This window comes from Pseudomonas sp. LB1P83 (assembly GCF_054897885.1).
This window is the reverse complement of the sequence record NZ_CM142709.1, coordinates 6,135,694-6,151,971: the sequence shown is the minus strand read 5'-3', so window position 1 is coordinate 6,151,971 and position 16,278 is coordinate 6,135,694. Positions and strand designations below refer to the sequence as shown.

11 protein-coding genes are annotated in these 16,278 nt (G+C 59.4%); 2 read left to right on the top strand and 9 right to left on the bottom strand.

The genetic code is table 11. From position 1 onward, the window contains the following. Positions 1–63: 63 nt before the first annotated feature. Positions 64–963, top strand: a complete 900-nt coding sequence (locus tag ACYZTY_RS28305) for a homocysteine S-methyltransferase family protein (RefSeq protein ID WP_461956373.1) — start codon at positions 64–66, stop codon at positions 961–963. 116 nt (positions 964–1,079) lie between these two features. Here the strand turns inward: ACYZTY_RS28305 and ACYZTY_RS28300 are convergent, their stop codons facing one another. Genes ACYZTY_RS28300 through ACYZTY_RS28290 form a run of 3 tightly spaced genes read right to left on the bottom strand, consistent with a single transcriptional unit; the run spans position 1,080 to position 2,848 of the window. Continuing rightward, positions 1,080–1,751: a GNAT family N-acetyltransferase gene (locus ACYZTY_RS28300; RefSeq protein ID WP_461956372.1), complete on the bottom strand. Its 672-nt coding sequence runs from the start codon at positions 1,749–1,751 to the stop codon at positions 1,080–1,082. Between the two features lie 17 nt (positions 1,752–1,768). Continuing rightward, entirely contained in the window at positions 1,769–2,215 is a 447-nt protein-coding gene (locus tag ACYZTY_RS28295) for a GNAT family N-acetyltransferase (protein ID WP_461956371.1), read from the bottom strand. Positions 2,216–2,224: 9 nt separating this feature from the next. Then, entirely contained in the window at positions 2,225–2,848 is a 624-nt protein-coding gene (locus ACYZTY_RS28290) for an FMN-binding negative transcriptional regulator (RefSeq protein ID WP_461956370.1), read from the bottom strand. A 90-nt stretch (positions 2,849–2,938) separates the two neighbouring features. On the opposite strand from ACYZTY_RS28290, the gene pdxR reads away from it, so the two are divergent. Continuing rightward, positions 2,939–4,489 carry a MocR-like pyridoxine biosynthesis transcription factor PdxR gene (pdxR, locus tag ACYZTY_RS28285; RefSeq protein WP_461956369.1) on the top strand — a complete coding sequence of 517 codons (1,551 nt, stop codon included), beginning with the start codon at positions 2,939–2,941 and terminating at the stop codon, positions 4,487–4,489. Positions 4,490–4,689: 200 nt separating this feature from the next. Here the strand turns inward: pdxR and ACYZTY_RS28280 are convergent, their stop codons facing one another. The 6 genes from ACYZTY_RS28280 to ACYZTY_RS28255 form a co-directional block, all read right to left on the bottom strand. Continuing rightward, positions 4,690–9,276 (bottom strand): dermonecrotic toxin domain-containing protein, encoded by a 4,587-nt coding sequence (locus tag ACYZTY_RS28280; RefSeq protein WP_461956368.1) that lies wholly within the window; start codon positions 9,274–9,276, stop codon positions 4,690–4,692. Between the two features lie 368 nt (positions 9,277–9,644). Further along, positions 9,645–10,745 carry a polyamine ABC transporter substrate-binding protein gene (locus tag ACYZTY_RS28275; protein WP_461956367.1) on the bottom strand — a complete coding sequence of 367 codons (1,101 nt, stop codon included), beginning with the start codon at positions 10,743–10,745 and terminating at the stop codon, positions 9,645–9,647. A 12-nt stretch (positions 10,746–10,757) separates the two neighbouring features. Then, entirely contained in the window at positions 10,758–11,789 is a 1,032-nt protein-coding gene (locus tag ACYZTY_RS28270; RefSeq protein ID WP_461956366.1) for a histone deacetylase family protein, read from the bottom strand. 262 nt (positions 11,790–12,051) lie between these two features. After that, positions 12,052–13,044, bottom strand: coding sequence for an AraC family transcriptional regulator (locus ACYZTY_RS28265; RefSeq protein WP_461956365.1), 993 nt, complete (start codon positions 13,042–13,044; stop codon positions 12,052–12,054). 145 nt (positions 13,045–13,189) lie between these two features. Then, positions 13,190–14,194, bottom strand: coding sequence for an asparaginase (locus ACYZTY_RS28260; protein ID WP_461956364.1), 1,005 nt, complete (start codon positions 14,192–14,194; stop codon positions 13,190–13,192). A gap of 171 nt (positions 14,195–14,365) precedes the next feature. After that, positions 14,366–15,817 (bottom strand): alanine/glycine:cation symporter family protein, encoded by a 1,452-nt coding sequence (locus ACYZTY_RS28255; RefSeq protein ID WP_461956363.1) that lies wholly within the window; start codon positions 15,815–15,817, stop codon positions 14,366–14,368. Positions 15,818–16,278 lie beyond the last annotated feature (461 nt).

Sequence of the window (16,278 nt, the reverse complement as noted above, 5' to 3'; positions counted from 1 at the left end):
TAAATAGTTATAAGAACTACGTTGGTAGTGAGTTATTTTCATAAGCATATGAGTGAAAAGCATATGAGCGCAGGAAGCACAGTAATTTTGGATGGCGGTATGGGCCGTGAGCTGCAGCGTGCAGGAGCGCCGTTCAGGCAGCCCGAGTGGTCGGCGCTGGCCTTGAGCGAAGCGCCGCGAGCAGTGGAGGCGGTGCACGCGGCTTATATCGAAAGTGGCGCCAACGTGATCACCACCAACAGTTACGCGGTGGTGCCGTTTCATATCGGCGAAGAGCGTTTTGCGGCTGAAGGGCAGGCCCTTGCGTCGCTGGCCGGTGAGTTGGCGCGACGGGCGGTGGATGCTTCGGGCAAGGCCGTGCGTGTGGCCGGTTCGTTGCCACCGTTGTTTGGCTCCTATCGTCCAGACCTGTTCGATGCTACCCGGGTGACTGAATTGCTGACGCCGCTGGTCAACGGGCTGGCGCCGCATGTCGACCTGTGGCTAGCCGAAACACAGAGCTCAATCGTTGAGGCGCGGGCGATTCACGCCGGTCTGCCAAAGGACGGAAAGCCTTTTTGGCTGTCATTTACCTTGAAGGATGAGGACACGGACGAAGTGCCGCGTTTGCGTTCCGGTGAACCTGTGGCTGAGGCCGCTGCGGTGGCCGCTGAACTGGGTGTCGAGACGTTGCTGTTCAACTGCAGCCAGCCAGAAGTGATCGGCGCTGCGATTGATGCGGCGCGGGAAACCTTCCAGCGTTTGGGAGTGAAGATTCACATTGGAGCGTACGCCAATGCCTTTCCGCCACAACCGAAAGAGGCCACGGCCAACGACGGTCTGGACCCGTTGCGTGAAGACCTCGATCCGCCGGGGTATCTGCTGTGGGCAGCCGACTGGAAAGCGCGCGGCGCGAGCCATTTGGGCGGATGCTGCGGGATTGGGCCGGAGCATATTGCGGTGCTTGCCCAGAGACTTGTGTGAAGCCATTCGCGAGCAGGCTCCCACAGGATCTTCGGCTGGCCACAATGCAGTGGTCGTCGCAGGTCAAATGTAGGAGCGAGCCTGCTCGCGATGGCGTCCACCCAGGCTGCGATGATCTACCTGCGGCACTCGGCCAGTGTTTTCACTTGCCCGGAATCCGACTGGTTTTCATCGGATAGCCACCGCTCAAACCCCGCGCCAATCGCCGGCCATTCCGAATCCAGAATCGAATACCACGCCGTATCCCGGTTCTGCCCCTTGACCACCATGTGCTGGCGGAACACGCCCTCAAAACTGAACCCCAACCGCTCCGCCGCGTATTTGGAGCGGGCGTTGCCGTTGTTGCACTTCCACTCCAGGCGCCGGTAGCCCAGTTCAAAGGATTCCTTGGCCAGCAAGTAAACCGCTTCAGTGCTTTTCGGCGAGCGCTGCATGGGCGCACCGAAGGTCACGTGGCCGATTTCGATACGGCCTTGCGCGGGGACGATCGACATCAGGCTGAGAATGCCCTGCACCTCACCACTGACACGGTCGATCACGCTGAAGAAATACGGGTCGCTATTGGCCGCATGGTTGTTCAGCCAATCGTTGAAAGCACTGTGTTCCGGAAAAGGACCGTACGGCAAATAGTCCCAGAGTTTCGGGTCTGATCCCGGGCCTTGCAGGGCTTTCCACAAACCCTCGGCGTGACGCGCCGGGTCGAGTTTTTCCAGGCGAATGAAGCGCCCTTCGATGGTTTGAACCGATGGCGCCGGGACGCCTTTCCAGTCTGCGAGTGAAGTCGACATGTTGTTCTCCTTGAACTTTAAAGGGCTTTGCGAAACTGGATGAAACCGGGGCGTTCGGCGATGCGCTCGTAGAGCTGGATCGCCGTGGCGTTGGTTTCGTGGGTCAGCCAGTGGACCTTGCAGCAACCGTCCGCTTTGGCGGTGGCATACACAAATTCGATGAGCTTGCGGCCAATGCCGGTGCCGCGAGTCTGCGGCGTTACCAGCAAGTCTTGAAGGTAGCAGGAGTTTTCGATGCTCCAGTTCGAGCGATGGTAGATGAAGTTCACCATGCCGACTGCTTTGCCATCGACCCACGCCAACGCCGAATGAGTCGGCTCATTGCGGTCGAGCATGCGCTCCCAGGTGCTGTCTGTGACAGCCTCAGGCAACTCGGTGTTGTAGAAGCGCAGGTAAGCTTGCCACAGCGGCAGCCAGGCGGCGTGATCGTTGGCGGTGACCTGGCGGATTTCAATCTGACTCATGTTCATTCCTTAACGCATCAAGTGGGCGAGGGCCTGGTCGTGCACATCAGGGCTGGCGGCGAGCCCCTCGCGTACACCCGCGATATCTGCGGCGCTGCGGTTCTGGCTGAGCTTGCGTTTGCCTTCCAGACGCTGGATCGGCAGGGCGAATCCGACGATGGCTTTGAGCATGCCGTCGATGTAGTCGGCGGGCGCATCAGCAACTTTCCACGGTTGCGCGCGGCCGGCTTCATGGCGATCGGTCAACGCGCTGACCAGATTGAGCAGGCGATCGGCATCGGTGAACACTTCGGCTGTTCCATAAGCATGCACCGCGACGTAGTTCCAGGTCGGCACGACTTTGCCGTGCTCGGTTTTGCTCGGGTAAAACCCCGGGCTGACATAAGCGTCGACACCGGCAAAAATCACCAGGGCTTCGGCGCCGTTCTGCAATTCCTTCCACTGTGGATTGCCCCGGGCGAAGTGGCCGTAGAGAGTGCCATTCGGGCCCTCGTCAGGATTGAACAACAATGGCAGATGACTGGCTTGCAGACCTTGCTCGCCGTGGGTGACCACCATGGCGAGACGAGTGCCGAGTATCTGCTGGTGCAGTTCATGCAAATCTTTGATGGCAAAGCCACTGGGGTTGTACATGGAAAAACTCCTTGGCGAATGCCTACATCCTAGGCAGGCTATTGGTCTGTTGTAAGAGCCATTAATGACCAATTTCATAGGTCCATTGCCATGAGCGAAGCGCCGCTTTCCCTGTCATTCAACCCAGCCGGTATCGAACTCGACCGTCGCCAAGGCCTGAGTCGTCAGCTGTACCAGGCATTGCGCCTGCGGGTGCTCGACGGTCGGCTGGCCAGCGGCACGCGGTTACCAGCCAGCCGGGATCTGGCGGCAGCGTTGGCGATTTCACGTAACAGCGTGGTGCGAGCTTACGATCAGCTTTACGCCGAGGGGTTTATCGAGGGGCGTGTCGGCGACGGGACTTACGTTGCGCAATTACCCCAAGCCGCGCTCTCGGCGAAAAAATTATCCACAAAAGTATCCACAGGGTTGTCAACAGGCTTATCCACAACCTTATCCACAAATTGGCTTGATTTACCTGTGATTCCATCCAGTAAAGTTATCCACAGGGGGGCGTTGGGCAGGGTTGAGAATAACCATTTGCCGACCCCGCCGAGTGGTCCGCCGAGAGCGTTTCGGGTGGGTGTTCCGGCGTTTGATTTATTCCCCTTTGAGGTCTGGGCCAAGCTGAATGCGGCTTTCTGGCGCAAGCCGGATTTACAGCAACTGTGTTATGGCGATCCGGCGGGTGACGCGCGTTTGCGCGGCATGATCGCCGCGTATTTGCGCAGTTCGCGCGGAATGCAGTGTTCGGCTGAGCAAATAGTGATCACCAGTGGCGCGCAGCAAGGAATTAGCCTTTGTGCACAGCTGCTGGTGGAGCCGGGCGACGGGGTGGCGATTGAAAATCCGGGGTATCGGGCGGCAGGTCATGCGTTCGCCGTGGCCGGTGCGAAATTGCATGGCGTGGCGGTGGACAGTGAGGGTATCGACTGCAACGAATTGAACGGCCTCAGCGATTGTCGGCTGGCCTATGTCACGCCGTCTCATCAATACCCGACCGGGGTGGTGATGAGCCTGGCGCGACGCCTCGAATTGCTGGCCTGGGCCGAACGCACCCAAGGCTGGATCGTCGAGGACGACTACGATGGCGAATACCGTTACAGCGGCGCGCCACTGGCTCCCTTGGCCGCACTCGACCGGCAGGGGCGGGTTTTGTACGTCGGGACGTTTGGCAAAGTTGCTTTCCCGGCGCTGCGACTGGGTTACCTGGTGTTGCCGCCAACGCTGGTGCAGGCGTTCTCGCAACGTCGAGCAGTGGACGTTCGGCATTCCGAAGTGAGCACCCAAGCGGTCATGGCCGAGTTCATGGCCGCCGGGCATTTCCAGCGGCATATCCGTCGCATGCGCCGCGCAGCCCTGAGCCGACGCAATACCTTGCTGGCCGGTTGGCCGCAAAATATTCCCGGCATTGGCAGCCTGCCCAGTGTCGCGGCAGGGCTGCATCTGACGGTGGCGGTCGACTCACAGGCCCGCGAGCGCGAACTGGTGGAGCAGGCGGCTAGCGTCGATGTCGAGATCAATGCGCTGAGCAGCTACTGGTTGCCGGATTCGGCAAAACCTGTGGACGAGCGCGCCGGGCTGGTCCTGGGTTTCGCGGCGGTGCCCGAGGCGGCCATCAGCGCCGCACTCGGGCGACTGGAAAAGGTGTGGCGTCGTTAAGGGATTACGATGCGGTTTGTGCCTGTGGATCCAGGTCCAGAAACAATTTGCGTAGTCCAGGATCTTCTATCTTTCTGAACACCGCATCGATGGGCTCGAAGGTCGTCAACGCCTGTCGCAGTTCTGGTGTCAGCGTTTTCAGGCAGTCATCTGAACAAAGACCCGCGAATGCGGGTCTCGGGTTCGGCACAACGTACGGCTTACGATCCTGAGGCCGAGGCCGGCACTTTTGCGAAGAACAGTGTGGTCGCCAGTTGCGGACTGATCTCGCTGCGGTAGATCGAAATCGCCTGGAGATCGTCGTTCGTGTTGCGGGATTCGGATGCGCCCCCTAGCAGCCGTTGCTGCACGGTTTTCAAGTGCGCTGCGGTGAAGGTTTGTGCAGGCGATGCGGGCTCTGAATAGTGGAAGTGGGCATACCACAGCACTTTTTTTGTGCTGCGATCACGGATCTCATACTCCTCGAGGTAGTCTCTTTTACGGCTTTTAAGCAAGCGTCGGCCGGGGTTCTTGACGATGTCGACCTGACCTTCGGTTTGCAGCCACCGGACGCGCTCCGCCGTCGGCGGCTGTAGTTTGGTCATGCTGATTCGCGTCACGCGTCCCTGGTTGTAGAGTCTGGTTGCCCCATCATTCAACTGCTTGACCAGTGTGACGGCGGAACCCGGACCGCCTTCAGTGGAATTAGCGGCAGTCAGCGCTTCTTCGATTGCGCGGGCGGCTTCCTGCAATCGATGGGTCTGCTGATGAAACATTTCCTCTATTTCCACGGGTATTCGCCGCGTCGCTTTTGAGTGGGCCTCTGTTCGACGAATGAACCCATCCAGCCCGTCCAGCAACGCCTGGCCAAGCACATTGCTTGCATTCAAGTCGGGTTGGACGACGACGGGGGAAACCGGTTTCGGCGCCACTCTTTCAACCCAGACACCCGGAGTCTTCTCATGAAAGGTCGAGATGACTTTGCCGGTCAACGCCGAGGTCACGTCGATCAGTCCTGACCCATGCGCCACGGAATCGGCGCGTAGCTGGCCCACCACCGTACCTTTGTAGCGGGTCTTGATGATTCGCTTGGCGGGAGCGGTCGGCAGGCGGGAAGGGCCCGGTTGCGGCTCGAGTGCCTGGCGTTCCCGCAGCAGCATCGCCAGATGCTTCACGGTGCGCTGTTGAAAACCGTCGATTCGTTGGCGCATCAAGTCGAGCGATGGTTGCAGGAACTGACCGGGAAACTCGGTGGGCAGATCGACGATGCGCTGGTCGGTGATCGTGAGTTGTTCCACCAGATCGCTCAGCCCATCGATCCGCTCCGGTAACCGTCGCACCTCTTCGTCAGCGGCCAGGTCCAGTGAAGCCTGAATGGCGAGGGCTGCGTTTTCGACAACGTTCTCCAGTGCCTGGCGCGCTTCAGGCGCGGCCGCAATGCTGTCGTCGAGGCACAACTCTTGCCCCAGTGTGATCTGGAACAGTTTGAGGTCCTGTAAATCGAAGGACGGCATGTTGGTTTTAACGTCGCGGATCACTTCGACGGCTTCTTTGCCAAGCAGGTTCAGTTGTTCGAAGCGCGAATGCGCAAACTCGATTTTGTTGATGTAGCTTCCAGTCAAATCGCTCATGAGTTGATGGGTTTGCCGGGCGGTCTGTGGGTTTTCCGTTGGCTGGCTGTCGAGCAGATCGAGGGAAAGACGCATTTGATTACCGAAAACCGGACGCTGGTGATCGAACCATTTCTCCAGCAGCGAAAGCTGGAAATCCAGGCGACTGATCATCGCTTTTCGGTAATTGGGAATGGCCTCGCGAGCATTGAAGGCTTTCATCTGCTCCATGTTGGCGCTGATGAACGACATCTGTGCGTCGAGCATTTCAAGGTACAAGCGGCGATGGGTGTCGGTGGCGGCCGTTACCTGCGCTTTTTTTTCAGCTTCCTTGAGTTCTGTTTCACGGGTTTTGGTTTGGCTTTCGAACGCTATCATTTGCTGTTTCAGTTCAGCCTGGCGTTGTCGGTTTTGTTGTTCCAGCCTTTTTTTCTCCTTGCCCCCGGCCCGAAGCCTCAACCGTGTATCGATGAACCATTCGCCTCCGGCGTTCTTGATCAGCAGCGGCCCGGTGCGTGTGGGAGACCGGCGTGAGTCAATGATCTGCACATCGTTATTGTCGTTGAGGGTGACTTCGAACCATCGCTGACCGACCTTCGCGTACCTTTTCCCTTTGAGCGAACTGAGGTGTTGATAAGGACCGGGTTCGCTGGAGGCGGCTGCCATGCCTTTGGGTTCGGCGATGGCCAGTTCATCAAGCAGGACGCCCAAGGATGAGGGCGGCAGCGTAGCGATGGCATGCAGAGACGACTCATGGGAGGGTGGAAGCTGATTGAGTTCGGGTAGATGGGTGATCGTGATTTTGCGGGCGGGCTTGCTTTCGTTTGTCACGGGTGGCGGCTCGACCTTCTCGGGTAACCGCGAAACGGGTTTATGGCGAGTGGCAGCCCGATGGGCCAGTACCATGCCGAGCGTCAACAGCAGATCAGTCACGGCAGACCAGGCGAGTTGGCTGTCGTCGTTCTCAGCGGCATCGGTAATGTCCTGCAAGTCGTCCATGATCTGCCAGATCCACGCGGCAACTCCGGCAGTGCGACCGAGGAAGGGCAACGCGACATTGAACAGCATCCATGTGCCTTGCTTGAGCGTCGCCCAGCGAGCTTGCGCATTGGACACCGATTGACGGTCAGCCAGGGTAATCATCGCGTTGGCGTTGGCTTTGAACAGGGTCGCCAGCGGCGCGTCATCGAGGGCTGCCGCACTGAGCGAAACCGCGCCCATCTTGCCCAGGGCTGAAGTGGGATCTACCAGCAATTGGGTCAGCGTCCAGACCGAAGGCAACTCACCCGAAAACACATACTGGGAGTAGTTGAAGCGCACATCGTCGGACAGCCAGGCCAGGACCGATTGGCGAAGGGGTTTTTCGTGCTTGATCGCATACAGCAGATTGGCCTCGCTTGGGTGCTGCGTCAGCGAGGGGGAGAGCAATGGCCGGTAGAGCAGACACGGTCCTTTGTCGGTGAGCCGAGGACCGATGACGAACATGTTGGCCACTTCATCGCCTTTGCTGTCGGCGGAATCACCGGTAATAAAGGCCAACGGTCGAATGACAATCTCCTGTCCGTTCACCCAGCGATCGGCAGCGTTTTCCTGCATGGCCGCATTGACGTATTGATACCCGCGTTCATCAATCCCGGCCTCCCTGCGCATCTTGTGCTGCAACGCCTGCAAGGGCAGCTGGATGCGCAGATGGCGAGTGTAGAGAGTCTGCCGTCGCAACGTTTCTGGCGGGTCTTCAAGCAGCTTGCGCTTGATCAGTGCCGGGTAAACCGCACCGATATCGACCTGCGTGACGAGCTTTTCCAGATAGGCCGGGGTCATCCACGCGGGCACCGTGTCGCCTTTTTTGGAGTTCACCGTCTTGTTGCCCAGCGGAACGGCAATCAGGTTTTGCAGCGCCAGTTCGACCAGCGACAGCGTGGTGGTTTGCGTCTTGCCGGGTACCACGACGGCGCCCAGCACCACGACGCTGGTGATGTTGATTTCAATGTCTTTCAGATCCAGGTCCGCTGCCGCTGGATGATCCTTGATCATCTGCTCTCGCAGGGTTTGCAGCGCAAATTGCGGCAGTGACGAGATGCCTTCGTCGAAGGTTTTTCCAGCGTCCTGTTCCCGCAGCTGCGCCAGGTCCATCAAATGTCGGCTGTACCGAGTGAGGTCCGCTGACGAAGCGTTTTTCAACCAGCCTGTCAGTAACCCCTGTACCTTGCTGAAGCGCGACGACGGCAGGGCTTCAAACTCAGTGAAGCTTTTTGCCGCGGCGCTGATTTGTGGTGAAAGACTCGTAAAAGAAGCACGTTGAAACGTATTGAATTGACCGATGGCTTCAGCTTCGAGTGCGATCAGCGCGCAGGCCTGGTGGTGGAAGAAGTTGCCCTCGGGTTCATACAGACGCCATTGCAGTGTCAGCTCGACGCTTGACGTTCCAGGGTGGGCGAACAATGTTTTACCCAAAGCCTCAACAGAGTCGTAGCGCCTGAACCCTTCGGCAATCGAGTGTGTCAGCACCAGGGTTCGCGTGCCCAAGGTGCCCACGAACACGGCGATATCCAAAACACGCAGATGTTCGCTCACTGCGTTTTCAACGCGATCGGTGTCGATCAGGCAGGCCTTGGTCAGGTACTTGTCCTGCGACCGTCGTGTTGCGCGATCCGGATGATTGAACACTGCTCGGGCCATCGCTTTTTGGTCCGCATCCCAGTCGGTGGCCTCATCCAGGTTCCAGATGTCCTGCAGCGATTGCGAAAGCGAATGCCAGCGCGGGGTCGAAGGGCTTGTTTCCTGGTTCCAGTAATCAAGCTGCTGTTGCTGATAGGCGATGAACAGCTGCGGTGCCAGCGTGTTGAGCAGGCATCCGATGGCGTCGATTTTCACCGGCAGTTGTGACAGCGGTTCAGCGCCCGGTTGCAGGGTCAGGAAATGTTCTCCATCGATGAGCGTCACCGTCGATCCCGACAAACCGAGTCGCACCAGCACATCGGTGAGCGATTCATACAAGTTGTGGCCGGACACGACATCGGTGCCGGTATCGACCCAGGTCGGGGTGACGACCGTGGCGAGCGTCGGATCAATCTTCAGCTGCGGATAAAGCGCATTGAGCGCAGGACTCAACGCGCTCGAGGCGACCTCTCTGATCGAGGGGCCGGTGACCAGCTGGGTCAGTACCTCTTCTGCACTCGGGGCAACGGTTTCGGGCATGGTCGTCTCCTGACTGAGAGCGCGCCGCCATTGATTGCGCAGCGCTGGATCAGGAAAAGGTATCGGGCGGCCGAAGGCGCCTGGCGGTACATATATATCGCAGGCAAAAAAAGACCCGCGAGTGCGTAATGCCAGACAGTCAAGCCGCAGCGCGATTCGTAGCAGCTGGCGAAGCCTGCGTTCGGCTGCGCAGCAGTCGTGAAATCAGACGATGCGGTGTTTCAGGATGACCGCAAACTCAGGTTTTACGACTGCTGCGCAGCCGAACGCAGGCTTCGCCAGCTGCTACAAAAAATGCGTCAGCGCAGAAATTGCTTAACTGATCGGCATTACGCTTCACGGCGGGTCTTCGGTTTTCAGGCGTAGCTTCAGGTCCCGGACTTGATCTTGGTCCAGGCCCGGGTCCGCGCGCGTTCGGCATCACGCGGCAGCGGTTGCAGGGTGTACAGCGTACCCATCGCCGTCTCGGTCGGGTACAGGTTCGGGTTGTTGCGAATCGCCGGGTCGACCAATTGCGTGGCGTCCTTGTTCGGGTTCGGGTAGCCGACGAAGTCGCTGACCGGCGCGATCACTTGCGGTTGCAACAGGTAGTTGATGAAGGTGTAGGCGTCTTCCGGGTTCTTCGCGCCTTTCGGAATCGCGAGCATGTCGAACCAGATCGGCGCGCCTTCTTTGGGCAGGCGCATGTCGACGATCACACCGTTCTTGGCTTCCTTGGCGCGGTTGGCGGCCTGGGAGAAGCTGCCGGAATAACCGACCGCTACGCAGATGTCGCCGTTGGCAATGTCGGCCATGTATTTGGAGGAATGGAAGTAGGTGATGTACGGACGGATTTTCATCAACAACGCTTCAGCCTTTTCGTAGTCCGCCGGCTTCTTGCTGTTGGGGTCCAGACCGAGGTGTTGCAGGGCCAGCGGCAAGATCTCCGACGGAGAGTCGAGCAGGGCGACGCCGCACTGCTTGAGCTTGCTGATGTTCTCTTCCTTGAAGATCAGGTCCCAGCTGTCCACCGGTGCGTTGTCGCCCAGCGCGGCTTTGACCTTGTCCGGGTTGAAGCCGATGAGGATGGTTCCGTACATGTACGGCACGGCGAATTTGTTCCCCGGATCGTTGCCTTCGAGCAGCTTCATCAGCTTGGGATCGAGGTGATTCCAGTTCGGCAGTTTGCTGCGGTCCAACGGCTGGAAAACGCCTGCCTCGATCTGCTTGGCGAGGAACACGTTGGACGGCACCACCACGTCGTAGCCGGAGTTGCCGGTCAGCAGCTTGGCCTCGAGTGCTTCGTTGGTGTCAAAGATGTCGTAGACCAGTTTGGTCTGGGTGTTCTGTGCCTTGAAGTCTTCCAACGCTTTGGGCGTGATGTAATCGAACCAGTTGTAGACGCGCAACGTTCGCTCTTCAGCGTGGGCGGCGCCACCGAGCACCGTGGCGCATAGCACGGGTGCGATAAAACGCTTGAGTCTGATCATTGTTCTAATTCCTCATTGGGCGCTTTCAAAACCTTCGAGAACGTTCACGGCATTGATGCCGATTTCTTCTACCGCGTAACCGCCTTCCATCACGAACAGCGTCGGTTTGCCGAGCTTCGCGATGCGCGCGCCCATGGCCAGGTAATCCGGGCTGTCGAGCTTGAACTGGGAGATGGGATCGTCCTTGAACGTATCGACGCCCAAGGAGACGACGATGATGTCCGCACCATATTTCTGGATCTCTTCGCAGGCTTGATCCAGCGCGGCACTCCAGGTTTCCCAGCCGCTGCCAGCCGGCAAAGGGTAGTTGAAGTTGAAACCTTCGCCCGGGCCTTCACCCAGCTCGTCTTCGTAGCCGAGGAAGAACGGGAATTCGGCTTCCGGATGGCCGTGGATCGAGGTGAACAGCACGTCGCTGCGTTCGTAGAAAATCGATTGGGTGCCGTTGCCGTGGTGGTAATCGACGTCGAGGATCGCAACCTTTTTGTGGCCCTGATCGAGGAAGGCCTGAGCCGCAATGGCGGCGTTGTTGAGGTAGCAATAACCGCCCATCAGGTCGCTGGCGGCATGGTGTCCCGGTGGTCGGCACAGGGCGAAGGCACTGCGGGCGCCGCGCTGTATGGCGGCTTGCGCGGTGAGGGCCACTTGCGCTGCGCTGTACGCCGCTTGCCAGGTGCCGGCGGTGATCGGTGCGCCGCCGTCGAAACTGTAATAGCCGAGTTGGCCGTGCAGGCTGGTGGGGATGATCCGGCGCAGAGTACGGGCCGGCCAGGTGTAGGGCAGCAAGTCGCCGTCGGTGTTGAATTCGGTCCAGCGCGCCCAGGCGCCTTTGAAGAAGTCCAGGTAGTCGCGGCTGTGGATGCGCGCGATCGGGTCCAGGCCAAAATCCTGCGGCGCTTCGACCGGGCCGAGATTCTGCTTTTGCACGCGCTGCAAAACATGGTCGGCCCGCGAGGGCATTTCGAAGCAGGGCATCAATTGCCCGTCCATCAATTCACAACGGCCGTGGTGCAGGTGGTGATCGTCCGAGTAGATCGTCAGCATTTCTTGTTCTCCGCAGGCTGATTCGGTTGAACACAGTCTTGCGGGAGGCGGCGTTTGGGAGAACGGCAGGAAAGGCCAAAAGGGGATCGATATGGCCAAAAGATTTGACCGGAATTCGCCCTTCTGTGGCGAGGGAGCTTGCTCCCGCTCGGCTGCGCAGCAGTCGCAACCCGGCAAATGCTATCTGAGAGGAGGAATGCGGTGTTTGGTTTGGGTCTGCTGCGCAGACCAGCGGGAGCAAGCTCCCTCGCCACAGGGGCGGTCAAGGTCTGAACTGGCTCGGCGCCACGCCGCTCCAGCGCACAAACGCATGGCGGAAACTCGCGGTTTCGCTGAAGCCCAACGCTTCGGCGATCCGGTAGATCGGCAACTGATCCTCACAAAGCATCAACTTGGCCTGCTCGAAGCGCAGTTCATCGAGCAATTCCTGATAACTGCACCCCAGATCCTTGAGATGGCGACGCAACGTGCGCGCCGAGCAATTCATCTGTAGCGCCAAACCGTCCAGCCCCGGTGCCGCATTCAATTGTGCTCGGAGCAACTGCCGAATCCGCCCCAACCACGCCTGACGCCCGGTGAATTCGGTGTTCTGCTTGCGGCAACGTTCGACCATGGCCTGATGGGTGATGACATCGGCCAGCGGCAAGGGCTGGTCGAGCCAGCCCTTGTCGAAGGCAAAGGCGTTATCCCGCGCGTCGAAGTGCAGCGGGCAGTTGAAGTGTTCGGCGTAGGTCGCCTGATAGTCCGGCGCCGCATGTTCCAGACGAGCCGCGAGTAATGGCAGCGGGTGCCCGAGGAGGTCATCGCAAATGACTTTCAACGACACCAGACAGAACTCGGCATTGAACACGGCCAGCGCCGGGTTCTCCCGGTAATCGGCAGCCACGAACCAGATGCGCTCGCCGTCATCTTCCAGGCTCAACTCGAAAAGTGTTCCCAACAGCGCCGGATAACGCATCGCCAGCCGCAAAGCGTCACCGAAGGTGGCACAGGTTAGCAGGGCATAACCGAGCATGCCGTAGGACGAAACATGCATCCGCCGGCCCAGTTCCAGGCCGATATCCCGCTTGAGCGCGACCGCGTTGGCGCAAACCTGCATCTCCTGGTTGGTGGTGATGCGCGTGTCCGCCCGGCTCAGATCCGCCGCGCTGATGCCACTTCCCGCCAGCAGGGCTTCGCTGGACAAACCTTCGGCCTTGAAGGTGTTGAGCACCAGGGAAACGGCGTTGAGGGTGGTGAGGTGGGAGTGGAGCATGGGATGTTCCAGCGGTTGGATGCTGGAACGGAGCAAGTTGTATGCCGCGTACAAGTCATATGTAGGAGCGAGGCTTGCCCGCGAAGCTTTTGGCGTTATCGAAAACGCCTTCGCGGGCAAGCCTCGCTCCAGGTCCTGCAGTGTGTCAGACCAGTTCGCCGCAGAGGTCGAGCTCGACCAGGCGCCGCACTTCAGTGGTGTCGAGTCCAGCTCCCAGCAATCCATGCAACTTGCCGAACGCCGCCTCACGGGTCATGCCGCCACCCGATAGCACGCCAACGCCACGCAACCGACTACCCGCTTCGTACACATCCAGCTCCACACCACCTTCATGGCACTGTGTAACCGCCACTACCACAACACCCTTGTCCCGCGCCCGTTCCAGGCTGGCGAGAAACTCAGGGTTATCGCTCGGCCCGGTGCCGCTGCCGTAGCACTCGAGGACCAAGCCTTGAATGCCGCTGTTCAGCACGCCATCCAGTTGTTCGGCGCCGATGCCGGGGAACAACGGCAACACCGCGACTTTCGCCAATTGCTTGCTCTGGTTGTAATTCAATTGAGCTGGCAACGAAGTGGCTTTCGCACCACCGCCCTGACGCTCCAGCCGCTTGAACGGATGACGACCGAAGCTACGAATTTTCGCGCAATGGGTCGGGTCCAGCAGTTCGCCATGGAAGTACAGATGCACGCCCGGGGCCAGACCCTGGCCCAGAGCAACCAGCGCGCCGCTGAGGTTTTCCCAGGCATCGCTGTCGGTCACGCCGGCCGGCAGCATGGACCCGGTGAACACCACGCGGGCGTGCAGGCCGAGCAGTTGAAAACTCATGGCCGCGGCGCTGTAGGCGAGGGTGTCGGTGCCGTGCAGGATCAGCACGCTGTCGCAGCCCTGGACATCAACGGCGTCGACCACCGCCTCACGCAGTTGCTGCCAGTACGCCGGGCTCATGTTGGCGCTGTCGATCAGCGGCGACATTTCGCGAAAGCGCCACTGCGGCACAATGAGATCAGGTTGGCTGTGCAAATACTCGCGCATCCGCGCTTCGAAACCGGACGCCGGGGCCAGGCCGTGAGCGCTGGCTTGCATACCGATGGTGCCGCCGGTGTAGAGCACCATGACGTGCTGGGCGGCAGGAAAGGAATTGGGAACCATGGGGGAGTCTCCGCAAGAGATGACATGTGGGAGTGAGACCGGCTTGCCGGCGATGGCGGTCAATCATTCAACATTTATGTCGACCGGCTCACCGTCATCGCAAGCAGGCTCGCTCCTACAAGTTGTGCACTTTAACTGACGGACGCAGGGGATGCGCCCGTCATTCACCCATCAGCGTTGCGCTGCAGGTACGCCTTGCGGCTCAGCTTCGGCCTTGGGGGCGGCGGCTGGTGGATTGGCGGGCCAGGCTTTCAAGTCCAGGTCCAGATCCGGGAACTTGCTCGAATCGAACACGGGCGTCTTGATACCGGCGGCGCGCTGGTCATCGTAGTCACGCAGGATGCGCATGCCGACCTTGAACAGCAGGAACAGCGCGATCAGGTTCACGAACGCCAGCAGGGTCATGGTGATGTCGGCGAAGGCGAACACCGTACCCAGGTTCTCGATCGCACCCCAGAAGATCAACACCAGTACCAGTGCGCGGTAGCCGATCAGCGCCTTGCGGTTTTCACCGATCAGGAACCGCAGGTTGTTCTCGCCCAGGTAGTAGTTGTAGAGGATCGAGGTGAACACGAACAACGACAGGGCCACGGAGATAAAACTCCGGCCCCAGTCACCGACCACGGCGGCCAGGGAATTCTGGGTCAGGGCAATGCCATCGCCTTCAAAGCCAGGGGTGTAGAAGCCCGAGAGCAGGATCAGCAACGCGGTGCAGGTGCAGATCACAAAGGTGTCGAGGAACACGCTGAACGCCTGAACCACACCCTGCGAAACCGGGTGCTCGACCGAGGCCACAGCGGCCACGTTCGGCGCACTGCCCAGGCCCGCTTCGTTGGCGAACACGCCACGTTTCACGCCCATGACAATGGCGCTGCCGATCAGGCCGCCGAAGGCTTGATCCAGACCGAAGGCGCTTTTGACGATGGTCATCAGCATCGCCGGAACGTGGTCGAATTGCAGCACGATCACATAGATGGTCACACCGATGTACACCAGGGTTTTCACCGGCACCAACAGGTCAGCGACCTTGGCGATCCGCTTGATCCCGCCGATGAACACCAGACCCAGTAACACCGCCAGGGCCAGGCCGGTGTAAGTAGGGTCGAGGTCGAAAGCGTTTTTCAGCGAGTGGGTCACGGCGTGGGATTGCAGGCCGTTGAAGGCGAAGCCGAAGGTGATCAGCAGCAGGAACGCCATGATCATCCCCAACCAGCGTTTCTGCAGGCCGTGCTGGATGTAATAGGACGGGCCGCCACGGTAGGTGCCATCGGAATCGCAGCGCTTGTAGAGCTGGCCGAGGGAGCATTCGAAGAAGCTGCTGGACATGCCGACCAGTGCGGTCACCCACATCCAGAACACCGCACCCGGGCCACCCAGGGTCACGGCGATGCCGACACCGGCGATGTTACCCGCGCCGACACGGCCGGCGAGGCTGAGCATCAGGGCCTGGAACGAACTGAGTTGCCCGGCGCTGCTTTTCAGGCTGTCGCGGAACACCGCGAACATGTGGAAGAAGTGGCGCAATTGAACGAAACGCGAGCGGATCGTGAAGTAGCTACCGAGCCCGACAATGAGCACGATCAGTACTTTCCCTGAGAGGAAGTCGTTAATGACTTCGAGCATGGATTATTCCTCGCTGTTTTTTGTTTAGGCAAATGCTGGGCAGGTAGAAACATCGCGTTACACCGGTGTGCACGTGGCACAACAGTGAGGCGAGTGTTCGTCCCGGGCCCATATCGCAGGTTTGTTATTAGTTCGGGTTTCGCATGGGTTTGGGCCTCGTTACCGACGACCGCTCACGCGAAGAGGGGCGGCACTATACCTAGGAGAGTGCCGTCCGTCTGCACGGTTGTGGTGCATTCGGTGAAACGAAGCCTTTGAAACACCTGACTTTTTGAGCCAGGCTTTTGTAGGAGTGAGCCTGCTCGCGATGCAGACACCGCGGTTTTTCAGGTAGACCGCGTTATCGTTCATCGCGAGCAGGCTCGCTCCTACAGTGTCGGAGTCGTAGCTAAATGAGTTAAAAAAAAGGGCTTGGGGAATAAATCCCCAAGCCCTCAAAAGGTGAGAGGTGTCTAGTCCCT